Origin of the sequence: Algoriphagus faecimaris (genome assembly GCF_900101705.1) — a bacterium.
Taxonomy (GTDB): Bacteria; Bacteroidota; Bacteroidia; order Cytophagales; family Cyclobacteriaceae; genus Algoriphagus; species Algoriphagus faecimaris.
The window spans coordinates 160,633-172,990 of record NZ_FNAC01000001.1 but is presented as its reverse complement, the minus strand read 5'-3'; the positions used below and the strand labels follow the sequence as shown (position 1 = coordinate 172,990).

The window sequence follows — 12,358 nt, the reverse complement described above, 5'->3', positions numbered from 1 at the left end:
GATATGATCAGAGTGGATGAAAGGGGTTTTTATGGCAAATTCGGGGGTGCCTACATTCCTGAAATGCTGCATCCCAATATCGAGGAGCTGCGGGATAATTACGAGTCTATTGTGGCTTCTGAGGAATTTCAAGAGGAGTTTCAGCTGTTGCTACGAGACTTTGTGGGAAGACCAACGCCTTTATATTTTGCCAGTCGCTTGTCTGAGCAATTCGGTGCAAAAATCTACCTGAAGCGAGAGGACCTTTGCCATACCGGAGCGCACAAAGTGAATAACACAATTGGTCAGATCATTTTGGCAAAGAAGCTCGGCAAGAAGCGCATCATCGCTGAGACCGGAGCAGGTCAACACGGCGTGGCTACGGCGACAGTTTGTGCCTTGATGGGCATGGATTGCACCGTATACATGGGTGAGTTGGACATCGAGCGGCAGCGACCCAATGTGGAGCGAATGAAAATTCTTGGTGCGAAAGTAGTACCGGCAACTTCCGGTTCCCGCACACTCAAGGATGCCACTAATGAAGCCATGCGTCAATGGATCAATAATCCCGTGGATACGCATTACATCATCGGTTCGGTAGTAGGTCCGCATCCCTACCCAGAAATGGTGGCTCGTTTTCAGTCAGTGATTTCTGAGGAAATGAAATGGCAGTTGAAGGAAAAAGAAGGCCGTGAAAATCCCGATTTGGTGATTGCCTGTGTGGGTGGAGGATCCAATGCTGCAGGAGCCTTTTATCATTATTACAATACACCCGAAGTACGATTGATCGCAGCAGAAGCGGCAGGATTGGGAATCAGCAGTGGGAAATCCGCCGCAACGACGGTTTTGGGGACTCCGGGGATTTTGCACGGTTCGAAGACGATTTTAATGCAGACCGAAGATGGACAAGTAGTCGAGCCACATTCCATTTCTGCAGGATTGGACTATCCTGGAATCGGACCAGTTCATGCCCATTTATTTGATATCGGTCGAGGCGAATTCGTGGCTGTGGAGGATGAGGATGCGATGAAGGCAGGAATTCTCCTCAGCCGCACCGAGGGAATCATCCCCGCTATCGAGACCGCTCATGCCATCCATGCCCTGAATATGATTGAGTATCGAAAGGACGACGTGATTGTAATCAATCTTTCCGGACGGGGAGACAAGGATCTGGAGACCTATATCAAGTGGGGAGGATATTGATAAAAGTCCGGTGCGGGATGTCAGATGACCGATGTATGCTTATATATTCTCATCGGACATCGGGCAAAGGACATCAAACAAATATTTCATGAATCGCATACATTATTTATTCAAGAACAAACAGGAGCGGGTGCTCTCGATCTACTTTACGGCTGGTTTTCCCCATTTGGAAGATACCCTTCCTGTGATGGAAGCCATTCAGGCCGGAGGAGCGGATATCATAGAGATTGGGGTGCCCTATTCAGATCCGATTGCAGATGGTCCGACCATTCAAGACAGCAATAAAATTGCTTTGGACAATGGCATGAGCATGAAGGTGCTTTTTGAACAACTCAAAGGCTTTCGTGCTAAAATTCACATTCCTGTTGTCTTGATGGGGTATTTGAATCCCATTATACAGTTTGGGATGGAGAACTTTTGCAAAAAGTGCAAGGAGGTTGGGATTGATGGTTTGATCGTCCCTGATTTGCCCATGCAGCAGTATTTGGATGAGTACAAAAGCGTTTTTGAGGAATATGGATTGGTCAACACCTTTCTGATTTCTCCTCAAACTTCCGAGAAGCGGATTCGTGAAATCGATGAAAATACCGATGGATTTATTTATATGGTTTCCTCACATTCCATTACTGGAGCAAAAAGTGGAATCAGCGAAGAGCAAATCGCTTATTTCAAACGCGTGCAAGAGATGAATCTCAAAAATCCCCGGCTGATTGGTTTTGGCATTTCCGATGCAGAGACCTTCAGCATCGCTTCGACTTATAGTCACGGAGCCATTATCGGTTCGGCATTTATCAAAAAAATCAAAGAATCACAAAATCAATCTCAAGATATTCAGGATTACATCAAGGCTGTTATTAACTAGATTTCTTTTGAAAAAGCCTCGTAATTCGTAAATCGTAATTCGTAAATCCAAATGATTATCCAACTACAACCCGATATTTCTTCCAAGCAAAAGGAAACCCTCATTGAAAAGGTCAATGGAATCGGCTACAAAACTACTGAAGTGAGAACCCAATTGGGGGATTACATCATCGGCATCGGAAAAAAAGAATTTGATATCCGTAAAATCGGTCAACTTGATGGTATTCGGGATATCCATATTGTCTCCGATGAATACAAATTGGTTTCTAAAAAATGGAAAGCCAAACCTACTTCCGTGGACTTGGGAGATGGTGTATATATCAAGGATGGAGAAATGGCCATTATCACCGGGCCATGCTCCATTGAGTCTGAGGAGCAAATTCGTAAGGTCGTCAAGCATTGCGTAGAAAACGGAATCCGCATGATGCGCGGCGGGGTATTCAAACCCCGAACTTCCCCTTATGCTTTCCGAGGTATGGGTATTGATGGACTCAAGCTTTGGCACTCAATAGCCTCCGAGGCTGGAATCAAAATAGTCACGGAAGTGATGCAGACTTCCCAAATCGAGGAAATGTATCCGTATGTGGATATCTATCAAGTAGGGGCGCGAAACTCCCAAAACTTCAACTTGCTGGACGAACTCGGAAAAGTGGACAAAGCAGTGATGATCAAGCGAGGAATTTCTGGAACGATCGAGGAATTGTTACAGTCTGCAGAGTATGTTTTCTCTGGAGGAAATGAAAAGCTGATTCTCTGTGAGCGAGGAATTAGAACTTACGAAAAGGCATCAAGAAATACCTTGGATTTAAATGCGATTCCGATTTTAAAAGCGAAGTCTCATCTTCCGGTGATTGTGGATCCTTCTCATGGAATAGGTATTCGCTCTTATGTTTCACAGATGGCCTTAGCCGGAGTGATGGCGGGTGCGGATGGTATTATCTATGAATCACATGAGATTCCTGAAAAGGCCTATTCTGATGGACAGCAGACCTTGGACTTTGCTCAAAGCGCACGATTGGCTGCTTGGATTCGGGAAAGTTTTGCGATGCGAAAAGGGTTTGATTTGCTTTAAGACGTCTCATTTGGAACAATCTCCTAGGAACCTCTAAAAATCAAATTACAAACAGATGAAGGTTGTAAACTATGCGGACTAGAGTGTGAATCTAAAGAAATGGTTTGATCTGGTGGTAGATGATCTGGAGGAGGTCATTATAAAAGAAAAGGGTCTTTGTGCGATCATTTCAAAGCAATGAAATAAATTGTTGTAATATTTATCAGCTTGACTCATTCCAAATCTTTCTACCCCAAATAGGTAAATTCGAATCAAATCATTTTTTGCCTCATGGCTTAATTTATAGTCAGCCATTGATCAATTTCTTGGCTTCTTTCAAGATTTGGTCCTTGGTATGGTTGGTAAAGCCGCTATTTTCGGCTTTTTCTAATTTGGCTCTCAGCCAATCAATTTCTGCCTGTTGCTTTCTTGCCTGTCGAATCAAATCATTAACCAGTTCGCTTTTACTGCTATATTCCTGGTTTTCCACTTGTGCTTTTAGCCATTCATCATTTGGTTCCGTCAGTGAAATACTTTGTCTTGCCATGGTTCTTTTATTTGATGTAAAAAAACATCAAAAATGAATCACTTTCAATATCTTAGGTTTTGATGATGAAGGGATCAATTAAAAATCAATGGTTTTGATTACAAAGCCTTCATCATTTTCTTTTTGACCTTGTATAAGTTGATAAAGGGAATTTCCTTTTGTCGTCATCAGGCAAGGACTTGCTCCCAAAATTTTATTGGATTTATAGACTTGGGTCAGGTCAAAATTATCATTTAAGACGTAGTACTTATCAAATCTATTCGAACTGTTGGTGATCCCCTTTTGAGCATCGCCTTCATAGTATCCCACTTCGGAGACCAAAACCATCCCTTTATCTAAAGCGAAAATCCCCGTAACAGTGCTATTTTCATTGATGAACTTCACTGCTTGATTAAAATCCGAATTGACCATATCTACCGGGTTGGTTTTGATTTCACCAACCTGAAATTCCTCATCTGTAAGGCTTATTTCTTCGATAGATTGCATAGTGGTAAGGTCAAACTTGTTGATTTTAAGCTCATCCGAAGCGATGTAAATCAAATCATTGTTTTTTAAGTCAATTCCTCCCGAGCAGGAAAAAATATCTAACAACACTTGTTCGTTACTGACTTCGCCCAGGCTTTTTTCTAATTTCCCTAAACCTAAATCATACACTTGGATATAGGAGTCCATAAAGCCACCTTTGGTGTAGGCGATGAGTTTGTCTTCAAAAGGGGTAAAATTACTAATGGCCCGATCAAAAATTTTAAATTCTTCTATCGGATCACCGTCTGGGGTATAAGTGATGAGTTTTAATTGTTGACTACACCAAAGATAAATTTTCCCATCGTAATACTTTACAATGGAGGGATTCTGAAACTGCAAAGGACCATTTCCATCGGCCTGAATTACTTTTTCTTGATTGCCACCTTGATCGTAAATGATCATTTTGGGAGAATTCACATCAGTCAGGACAATCCTCCCGTCCTCCATGATGTCAAAAGATGAAGGGCTTCCCAGTAAAAATAAATTATCCTGAAGTTCGACCAGCGAATGGAAATTGGTTTCTCGTAGTTGGAATTTATCGCTATTGGTATTGGGTGTATTTTTGCAGGAAAAAATCAAGAAGATTATTAGAAGAAGAAAATTATTTCGCATATTGTTTCTAATTATATATTCATTTTTAATAAATGATAATATTTTTATATTTTCTTTAATGGTAAGGTTCCCATGAATTCATTTGATTTCATAGGAACCCAATAGCAGTTAATCAATTGATGATTTTGGTGGGCAAGAATTACAAATAAATTCTCCACCAGTTGTACAACTTGATGGTCCTTGTGAAGGGTATGTAATATTCCAATAAGGACAACAAACATCTGCGTAACCTCCTGGCTCACAATCTCCACCTTCCATTGTTTGAGCTAGGATAGGATTCTCCATATTAACAAATGGTTCTTCAAGATTGATTTTCACATTGAAAAACAAAGCCATAAAGAAAATTCCTATAGCTGTAATTCTTGTATCTTTTTGATTTTTAAGTTCATTATGGTTGTAATCTTAGTTTTTGTTTTTTATTCTTAGAACAATTTCGTCACTCTTAACGTATCAAAGTCTCCTAAAGGATATTCAATAATTGGGTTTAGGCTAAGTCATGATATACCTCCTTTCGATAAAGTTTGTAATTATTTTAAGATGTATGTAGTTTTACTCATTTATAATTTAAATAAATTGGCTTTTTTCTCCTAAGGTTCTCCTGATGCATGCCATGAAAATTCCAAGAAAATCTTATACCTACTGAAGATAAAAAGCAAAATTTCAGAATGAAATTTCTTCACCCGATTGGTCTTTACTGAAAACCAGTATAAGTTCAAAAATCGGTAAGCATTTCCATAAGAGTCAGTTGTTTTTTCTCATGAAATCGAGCATGACGTAGCCGTCACACACTGGTAGGACTATCAACCATGCGAGATTCCATCCCGATACTCGGGACAAGTTATGACCGCTAAAAGACAATTATAAACACATGAAATAAAGGTAAAAGATTTAATAATATTATTTTCGGACAATTTCGGACAATTTCGGACAATTTGATTTTCTAGTTGGAAGGAGAAGAGTTTACCCCTCTGAAGGATTCGGAGTATTTTTAATTTTCACAACTTTTTCTTGGATTAGTAAATGAGCTTTACTTTCTTAAGAACTATTTCATAGTTAATCCATCTTTTTAATATGAGAACGTACAGAGCAAAATACAGACAGGAAATCGCTGAGGAATTTGGAATTTCCGCCATAACCCTAACCCGATGGATTCAAAAGGAAAAACTGGTCATTTCCCGAGGTCTGATTTCCCCTAAGGAACAAGTACTGATTTATTCCAATGTATATTTATAAAGGGTAAAAGGGGCTTCATCATTGTCGTAAGTAAGACCATATAAGTAATTGTCTTCATATACTACAATTTGATACACTTCTTTATCCAGAATTATTTTTCTTATAGGTTTACCAGAGTGATCAAAAACCAGAACTGTATTCGATACGTATTTAAACTCTTTCTTATCAGTTATGTAAAGTAAATAAATAAAATTTTCGGTTATAATGCTGGAATAATAGTATTTTAATTCACCAATTAATTCATTTGAAGGTAAAGGATCTGGACCAACAATATTTACTTCTTGATTAGTACTTAAGTTAACTATTTGAAAAAGAGGAATATTGAAATATGAAATTAAGGCAATGTCTCTATGGTTGCTTATTTTGGCTTGATTTAAGGTCGTTTTTTGATCAAATTCACTTAACTTTTCGTAATTCAAATTTAATTTTGGAAAATTTCCAAATCTTCTTAAATCAGATAAAGAGTCCGTTATTTCCCCTACAATAAGCCTTGAATCCTCATTGTAATTCCCAAGTATATAGAATTTATCATCGAATACGATTACTCCATTGCTATGCATTGCTTCTTTTACTGTGTATTCACCTTTAAACCCTTTACCTTGAACTAAGGAATCTATGCTATAAACTAATATTTTTCCTATCTCATGGTCTAAAATTCCTAATTCCTTAAAATTAAACGGAAACAATCTCCAAGCATTAGGGGCTTCCCCGGGTCCCATCCCTCGACTCCCGAAACGTCCTAAGTATGCTTCATTTTTTAGATTGATGGTATGAACTAGATTACCTGGACTTCTTTCTGCTATGAATAGATAATCTCCCACCAGTCCAATTGATCTAGGAAGAAAAAGGGAATCTGATATTTCATTTAATGCTTGTCCCGTAATCTTTGAAACAGTTTCAAAGTCAGTATGGGAAAATTGAGTATCCTGGTTTAAGAGCTCTCTTCCATTTTGAGTACAACTAATTGTTAAAATTGAGAGAACGCTTATTAGAAGGCTTTTTTTAATAGTCATTATCTAGCTTATAAATTATGGTAATTTAGAGATGTATCTATATTTTTCAATCACCCTCCTAAACCAAAATCTCTGCTCATACCGATACATATTCCAATTATCGGTGTTCCATTAGGGTCAACTGTATTTATATAGCAATCTCCCTCAGGATCTATTCTACAGTTGCCGTAGCATGTTTCGGGTCCACCTGGAAGACTTGTCTGTGCATAGACAGTACTTCCAGATAAATACCTAAATCCATTTGCTCCCCCACCAAAATTTAAGAAAAGAACAAAAATGAATATTCTTAAAATAAAAGGCTTTCTAATGTTTTTAATTGTTGTTTTCATGATTATTTTATCCGAATAATGTTAATTTAATTATCTACTATTTATGAGATTTAGAATGTTTTAAATCTTATGTTTAATTTTACTTGACTTTTTCCTTTAAAATAAGATAGCTTTTGACTTTTTTCTCTTAAAATTCTCCTGATGCATGCCATGAAAATTCCAAGAAAAATATTATACCAACTGAAAAGAAAAAGCAAAATTTCAGAATGAAATTTCTTCACCCGATTGGTCTTTACTGAAAACCAGTGTAAGTTCAAAATCGGTAAGCATTTCCATAAGAGTCAGTTGTTTTTTCTTATGAAATAAAGGTAAAAGATTTAATAATTTTATTTTCGGACAATTTCGGACAATTTCGGACAATTTGATTTTCTAGTTGGAAGGAGAAGAGTTCACCCCTCTGAAGGATTCGGAGTATTTTTAATTTTCACAACTTTTTCTTGGATTATTAAGTGAGCTTTACTTTCTTAGGAAATATTTCATAGTTAATCCATCTTTTTAATATGAGAACGTACAGAGCAAAATCCAGACAGGAAATCGCCCAGGAATTTGGAATTTCTGCTAAAACCCTAACCCGCTGGATTCAAAAGGAAAACTTGCCGATTACTAGAGGTTTGGTTTCCCCAAAGGAACAATCACTGATTTATTTGAAATTTGGGGTGCCTCAAAAGGCTTCCTAACTTGCGTTTTCCAATCTCAAAACCAGAAACTTTAGACCATTTGTAAAATAGGCTTGTGTAGGGCCGTTTCCCTTTGTAAATTCACACCGTGAATCCAACCCCAAGAACTTATATTCATCACTCTCACTATCCGCTTCAATGATGGAATGGGATGAGTATGGTTTTTAGTGAACGATATCGAAGCCTATTCCAATTGCGGAATGGGCTTTTTTCGTTTTAAAGCCCATGGATTATAGGTAAACAAAACCCAATCGAGAATTAAAAGTTAGGTAAATATAAACCCAAATAGAAATATGACTGATAAACCGAAAGACTGGGTCTTCAGCGACCCGAGATTGCAAGACCTTAGGCAGGAATATGAAGCCTATACGGCAGAAGATTTTAAAGTGTGGAAAATCCTCTACGAGCGACAGATGCCTAATCTGCCCAAAGCAGCTTCTCAGGCCTATTTGGATGGAGTGGAAATCGTCAAGTTTACAGCTGATCGCATTGCTAATTTTGAGGAACTCAATGAGATTTTAAAAAAAACCACAGGATGGGCGGTTCAGGTGGTACCCGGTTTGATCGATGATGATTTGTTCTTTGGTTTACTAAACAACCGCAGATTTCCATCCTCCACTTGGCTGCGAAAAATGGAGCAGTTGGACTATCTTGAGGAGCCGGATATGTTCCACGATGCCTTTGCCCACATGCCCCTGTTGACTAATCAACCCTACGTGGATTTTCTGGAAAAGCTTTCCGGGATCGCTCTAAAGCACATCGATAATCCTTGGGCGATTCAGTTGCTCAGCCGCATTTATTGGTTTACGATTGAGTTTGGTTTGATTCGTGAAAATGGGGAGTTACGAATCTATGGAGCGGGCATTTTGAGTTCCAAAGGGGAAACAAAATTCTCCCTTTCAGATGAACCTGCACACTATCCTTATGACGTGCGGAGAATCATGAATCAGGAGTATTGGAAAGATAAATTTCAGGATAAATACTTCGTGATCGAAAGTTATGAGCAACTTTACAATTCCATTCCGGAAATAGAGCAGGTTTTGGAGGAAATGTTAGCTGAAAATAAGGTAAAATAAAAGCTAAATAGTAGCGCTTGGAAATATGATTGAAATACATCCTGACAAGTCAGGATGAAATAAGGTAGAAATATTTCTAATTATTTCGCCCCGGGGAGCCGGGGCTTATTTCTACAGTATTTCAGATTAGAATAAAATGAAAGTAGCCGTAATCAAATACAACGCGGGAAATGTGCAGTCGGTCCTCTATGCCTTGGAGCGATTGGGAGCAGAGGCTGAACTGACCGATGACCCGGATAAAATCCGCTCAGCCGATAAAATCATCTTTCCCGGACAAGGAGAGGCGAGTTCGGCCATGATTTACCTCAAGGCCCGCCAACTCGATCAAGTAATCCGGGAAATCAAGCAACCCTTTTTGGGGGTTTGCTTGGGTTTACAATTGCTTTGCGAGCATTCCGAGGAAAATAATACGGATTGCTTGGGGATTTTTCCGGTGAAAGTAAAAAAGTTTATTCCTGAAAACTCCCAAGAATTTAAGGTGCCGCATATCGGATGGAACGAGCTGGAAAATCTTGCTGATGATGTACTGCTTCGGGATTTACCCGACTCCAAATTTCTGTACTATGTGCACAGCTATTATGCCGAATTGAGCGAGGTGACCATCGCGAGTACGCATTATGTCCACGACTTTACCGCGATTCTCCATCGAGATAATTACTGGGCGATACAGGCTCACCCAGAGAAAAGCAGTACAGTTGGGGAGAAGTTGTTAAGTAATTTTCTAAGTATTTGAAACGCCCCCTTCGACACCGCTCAGGGTGACTAGACTTTGTTGTCAGCCTGACAATGATTACGGTCAGGTCGAGCGGAGTCGAGACCCTAAAAGATCATACCTTTAACCCTTAAATCAAAAAGTCTTGATTCTTGAATTTTGACTCTTCTTTCTAAACTATGTTCATCATCCCCGCCATCGACCTCATCGGAGGGAAGTGTGTTCGTCTCAGTCAGGGCGACTACAGCAGCAAAAAAGAATACCATGACGATCCACTCGAAATGGCCAAGCGTTTTGAGGATGCTGGAATATCTCGTCTGCATTTGGTGGACTTGGACGGTGCAAAAGCCAAAAAAATTGTCAATGGTGAGGTTTTGGAACGAATCTGTGCTGGAACGAATTTGCAAGTGGATTTTGGCGGAGGAATTCAGGCTGATGAGGAAATCGAAAGAGCCTTTTCGCTGGGAGCAAAGCAAGTGACAGGAGGTAGTATCGCGGTAAAAAATCCGGCCCTTTTCGAGGATTGGATTACCAAGTATGGTTCGGAGAAAATTATACTTGGAGCAGACGCAAAAAATCGAAAAATCGCTGTTGGGGGTTGGGAAGAAACCACTTCGGTGGATTTAATTCCTTTTATCAAAAGCTATTTCGACAAAGGAATTCGCTACGTCATCTGTACCGATGTAGCCAAAGACGGTCTGCTTCAGGGTCCTTCGGTAGATTTGTATCAAGAGATTTTGCAGGAAATTCCGAATTTGAGATTAATTGCCAGTGGAGGGGTTTCTTCCGTGAAGGATTTAGAAGATTTGGAGAAATCTGGGGTATACGGAGCGATCGTGGGAAAAGCCTATTATGAGGGAAGAGTTACGTTAGAGGAACTAGCAGCATTTAATTCTTGATAGAAATATTTTCCCGGTTTTCCCTTTCTACCTATTTCTAAGTATTTCATCCTGGCTAGTCAGGATTTATTTCAACCGTTTTTCGATTATATGTTAACCAAAAGAATCATTCCCTGCCTCGACATCAAAGATGGCCGTACGGTCAAAGGGGTCAATTTTGTGCAACTCCGAGATGCGGGTGACCCAGTAGAGTTGGCTAAAATCTATTCGGATGAAGGAGCGGACGAACTCGTGTTTTTGGATATCACGGCTACGGTCGATAAGCGAAAAACATTAGCCGATCTCGTAACCAAAGTAGCCAAGGCGATCAATATTCCTTTTACCGTGGGTGGAGGGATCTCCACGGTGGAAGATGTGAAGGTATTGCTGAATGCAGGTGCGGATAAGATTTCCATCAATTCTGCAGCCGTCAAAAATCCAGGTGTGATTGATGAAATGGCTAGGGAATTTGGTTCGCAATGCATCGTAATTGCCATCGATACCCGAAATGTGGATGGGATTGATTTTGTCCATACGCATGGTGGAAGAAAACCCACTTTGCTCAAAACCCAAGCTTGGGCACAGGAAGTCACTGATCGGGGAGCGGGGGAGATTTTGCTCACCTCCATGGATCATGACGGCACCAAGGCAGGCTTTGCCAATGAACTGACCGCGGAGATTTCTTCTGCCTTGTCCATTCCTGTGATCGCTTCGGGCGGAGCAGGGAGCATGCCTCATTTCAAGGATGTGTTTACCTTTGGGAAAGCTGATGCGGCTTTAGCAGCCAGTATTTTCCACTTTAAGGAAATTCCGGTTCCTAGCTTGAAAGAATATTTGATTAGGGAGGGGATTAGCATTAGGAAATAATTAGAAATACGGTTGAAATAGAAATGGAAATACATCCTGACAAGTTAGGCTGAAATAGTTTGAGTTAAATCAAGGTTTAATTATTTCAGCCCGATTTATCGGGCAGTATTTCAAGTGTATTTCCATTGTATCTCTGCTCAAATAAAAGAAAACATGAACATCGACTTTGAAAAAATGAACGGCCTAGTACCAGCTATTGTCCAAGATGCTATTTCTGGTAAAGTCTTAATGCAGGGCTATATGAATGAAGAAGCTTTGGCCAAAACAAAGGAAACGGGAAAGGTGACTTTTTTCTCCAGAAGCAAAAACCGACTATGGACCAAAGGGGAAACTTCTGGGAATTTTATGGAGTTGGTTTCAATCGCGGGAGATTGTGACGGGGATTCAATTTTAATAAAAGCCAATCCTCGTGGACCGGTTTGTCATACTGGCTCTGATACCTGCTGGAATGAAGAAAACTCTTCCAAGACTGGCTTTATCGACCAACTGAGAGCAATCATCAAGGACCGAAAAAACAATCCCTCAGACCAGTCCTATACCGCCTCGCTTTTTGCCAAAGGTATTAACAAAATAGCTCAGAAAGTAGGAGAGGAGGCGGTGGAGATCGTGATCGAAGCTAAGGATGACAACAAAGAGCTATTTCTAGGGGAAGCCGCGGACTTGCTTTTCCATTACCTGGTGCTTCTGGAAGCCAAAGGCTATGAATTGGACGAAGTGATGGAGGTGTTGATGGAGCGACAACAGAAATAGTGTAATGAGAAACCATCGATCTTTTTGTTGCTAGTATCAGGAAAA

At 39.9% G+C, this 12,358-nt stretch carries 15 protein-coding genes; 10 read left to right on the top strand and 5 right to left on the bottom strand.

What is annotated here, in order from left to right; translation table 11 throughout:
- The first annotated feature begins 3 nt into the window (after positions 1-3).
- The 3 genes from trpB to aroF all read left to right on the top strand — a co-directional run bounded on the left by trpB (position 4) and on the right by aroF (position 3,115).
- A complete protein-coding gene (trpB, locus tag BLQ57_RS00790) occupies positions 4-1,182 on the top strand; it encodes a tryptophan synthase subunit beta (RefSeq protein ID WP_087937582.1) in 1,179 nt (392 codons plus the stop codon).
- A gap of 88 nt (positions 1,183-1,270) precedes the next feature.
- The gene (gene trpA, locus BLQ57_RS00785) at positions 1,271-2,044 is read left to right on the top strand and encodes a tryptophan synthase subunit alpha (RefSeq protein WP_087937583.1); all 774 of its coding nucleotides are present in this window, start codon (positions 1,271-1,273) and stop codon (positions 2,042-2,044) included.
- A 51-nt stretch (positions 2,045-2,095) separates the two neighbouring features.
- A complete protein-coding gene (aroF, locus tag BLQ57_RS00780; RefSeq protein ID WP_087937584.1) occupies positions 2,096-3,115 on the top strand; it encodes a 3-deoxy-7-phosphoheptulonate synthase in 1,020 nt (339 codons plus the stop codon).
- A 78-nt stretch (positions 3,116-3,193) separates the two neighbouring features.
- Here aroF and BLQ57_RS21635 read toward each other — a convergent pair whose 3' ends face one another.
- The 3 genes from BLQ57_RS21635 to BLQ57_RS00765 all read right to left on the bottom strand — a co-directional run bounded on the left by BLQ57_RS21635 (position 3,194) and on the right by BLQ57_RS00765 (position 4,778).
- Positions 3,194-3,409 (bottom strand): type II toxin-antitoxin system RelE/ParE family toxin, encoded by a 216-nt coding sequence (locus BLQ57_RS21635; RefSeq protein ID WP_087937585.1) that lies wholly within the window; start codon positions 3,407-3,409, stop codon positions 3,194-3,196.
- On the bottom strand, positions 3,402-3,641 hold the full coding sequence (locus BLQ57_RS00770; RefSeq protein WP_087937586.1) for a ribbon-helix-helix domain-containing protein: 240 nt from the start codon (positions 3,639-3,641) through the stop codon (positions 3,402-3,404). Before BLQ57_RS00770 ends, BLQ57_RS21635 begins: the two co-directional genes overlap by 8 nt.
- A 78-nt stretch (positions 3,642-3,719) precedes the next feature.
- On the bottom strand, positions 3,720-4,778 hold the full coding sequence (locus BLQ57_RS00765) for a 6-bladed beta-propeller (RefSeq protein WP_087937587.1): 1,059 nt from the start codon (positions 4,776-4,778) through the stop codon (positions 3,720-3,722).
- A gap of 1,071 nt (positions 4,779-5,849) precedes the next feature.
- Here BLQ57_RS00765 and BLQ57_RS21055 point away from each other — a divergent pair.
- Positions 5,850-6,011, top strand: coding sequence for a hypothetical protein (locus BLQ57_RS21055; RefSeq protein ID WP_169712689.1), 162 nt, complete (start codon positions 5,850-5,852; stop codon positions 6,009-6,011).
- Here the strand turns inward: BLQ57_RS21055 and BLQ57_RS00755 are convergent.
- Positions 5,990-7,024, bottom strand: coding sequence for a BF3164 family lipoprotein (locus BLQ57_RS00755; protein WP_087937588.1), 1,035 nt, complete (start codon positions 7,022-7,024; stop codon positions 5,990-5,992). The two genes, BLQ57_RS21055 and BLQ57_RS00755, sit on opposite strands and share 22 nt — an antisense overlap.
- Before the next feature lie 50 nt (positions 7,025-7,074).
- Positions 7,075-7,353: a hypothetical protein gene (locus tag BLQ57_RS00750; protein ID WP_087937589.1), complete on the bottom strand. Its 279-nt coding sequence runs from the start codon at positions 7,351-7,353 to the stop codon at positions 7,075-7,077.
- Positions 7,354-7,853: 500 nt separating this feature from the next.
- Here BLQ57_RS00750 and BLQ57_RS20820 point away from each other — a divergent pair, with 500 nt between their 5' ends.
- From BLQ57_RS20820 to hisIE, 6 genes are all read left to right on the top strand, one after another.
- Positions 7,854-8,030 (top strand): helix-turn-helix domain-containing protein, encoded by a 177-nt coding sequence (locus BLQ57_RS20820; RefSeq protein ID WP_139162632.1) that lies wholly within the window; start codon positions 7,854-7,856, stop codon positions 8,028-8,030.
- A gap of 293 nt (positions 8,031-8,323) precedes the next feature.
- Entirely contained in the window at positions 8,324-9,106 is a 783-nt protein-coding gene (locus BLQ57_RS00745; protein WP_087937590.1) for a phenylalanine 4-monooxygenase, read from the top strand.
- A gap of 136 nt (positions 9,107-9,242) precedes the next feature.
- Positions 9,243-9,839 carry an imidazole glycerol phosphate synthase subunit HisH gene (gene hisH, locus BLQ57_RS00740; protein ID WP_087937591.1) on the top strand — a complete coding sequence of 199 codons (597 nt, stop codon included), beginning with the start codon at positions 9,243-9,245 and terminating at the stop codon, positions 9,837-9,839.
- Between the two features lie 158 nt (positions 9,840-9,997).
- A complete protein-coding gene (gene hisA, locus BLQ57_RS00735; protein WP_087937592.1) occupies positions 9,998-10,717 on the top strand; it encodes a 1-(5-phosphoribosyl)-5-[(5-phosphoribosylamino)methylideneamino]imidazole-4-carboxamide isomerase in 720 nt (239 codons plus the stop codon).
- 90 nt (positions 10,718-10,807) lie between these two features.
- Positions 10,808-11,563 carry an imidazole glycerol phosphate synthase subunit HisF gene (gene hisF, locus BLQ57_RS00730; protein WP_087937593.1) on the top strand — a complete coding sequence of 252 codons (756 nt, stop codon included), beginning with the start codon at positions 10,808-10,810 and terminating at the stop codon, positions 11,561-11,563.
- Positions 11,564-11,716: 153 nt separating this feature from the next.
- Entirely contained in the window at positions 11,717-12,313 is a 597-nt protein-coding gene (gene hisIE / locus BLQ57_RS00725; RefSeq protein WP_087937594.1) for a bifunctional phosphoribosyl-AMP cyclohydrolase/phosphoribosyl-ATP diphosphatase HisIE, read from the top strand.
- The last annotated feature ends 45 nt before the right edge of the window (positions 12,314-12,358 follow it).

Bases quoted from the DNA above. Each gene is read 5' to 3' on its own strand.
- BLQ57_RS00750 (WP_087937589.1), bottom strand. From the start codon at position 7,353: ATGAAAACAACAATTAAAAACATTAGAAAGCCTTTTATTTTAAGAATA.
- BLQ57_RS00765 (WP_087937587.1), bottom strand. From the start codon at position 4,778: ATGCGAAATAATTTTCTTCTTCTAATAATCTTCTTGATTTTTTCCTGC.
- BLQ57_RS00755 (WP_087937588.1), bottom strand. From the start codon at position 7,024: ATGACTATTAAAAAAAGCCTTCTAATAAGCGTTCTCTCAATTTTAACA.
- BLQ57_RS00770 (WP_087937586.1), bottom strand. From the start codon at position 3,641: ATGGCAAGACAAAGTATTTCACTGACGGAACCAAATGATGAATGGCTA.
- BLQ57_RS21635 (WP_087937585.1), bottom strand. From the start codon at position 3,409: ATGGCTGACTATAAATTAAGCCATGAGGCAAAAAATGATTTGATTCGA.
- BLQ57_RS20820 (WP_139162632.1), top strand. From the start codon at position 7,854: ATGAGAACGTACAGAGCAAAATCCAGACAGGAAATCGCCCAGGAATTT.
- hisF (WP_087937593.1), top strand. From the start codon at position 10,808: ATGTTAACCAAAAGAATCATTCCCTGCCTCGACATCAAAGATGGCCGT.
- aroF (WP_087937584.1), top strand. From the start codon at position 2,096: ATGATTATCCAACTACAACCCGATATTTCTTCCAAGCAAAAGGAAACC.
- hisH (WP_087937591.1), top strand. From the start codon at position 9,243: ATGAAAGTAGCCGTAATCAAATACAACGCGGGAAATGTGCAGTCGGTC.
- trpB (WP_087937582.1), top strand. From the start codon at position 4: ATGATCAGAGTGGATGAAAGGGGTTTTTATGGCAAATTCGGGGGTGCC.
- BLQ57_RS00745 (WP_087937590.1), top strand. From the start codon at position 8,324: ATGACTGATAAACCGAAAGACTGGGTCTTCAGCGACCCGAGATTGCAA.
- trpA (WP_087937583.1), top strand. From the start codon at position 1,271: ATGAATCGCATACATTATTTATTCAAGAACAAACAGGAGCGGGTGCTC.
- BLQ57_RS21055 (WP_169712689.1), top strand. From the start codon at position 5,850: ATGAGAACGTACAGAGCAAAATACAGACAGGAAATCGCTGAGGAATTT.
- hisA (WP_087937592.1), top strand. From the start codon at position 9,998: ATGTTCATCATCCCCGCCATCGACCTCATCGGAGGGAAGTGTGTTCGT.
- hisIE (WP_087937594.1), top strand. From the start codon at position 11,717: ATGAACATCGACTTTGAAAAAATGAACGGCCTAGTACCAGCTATTGTC.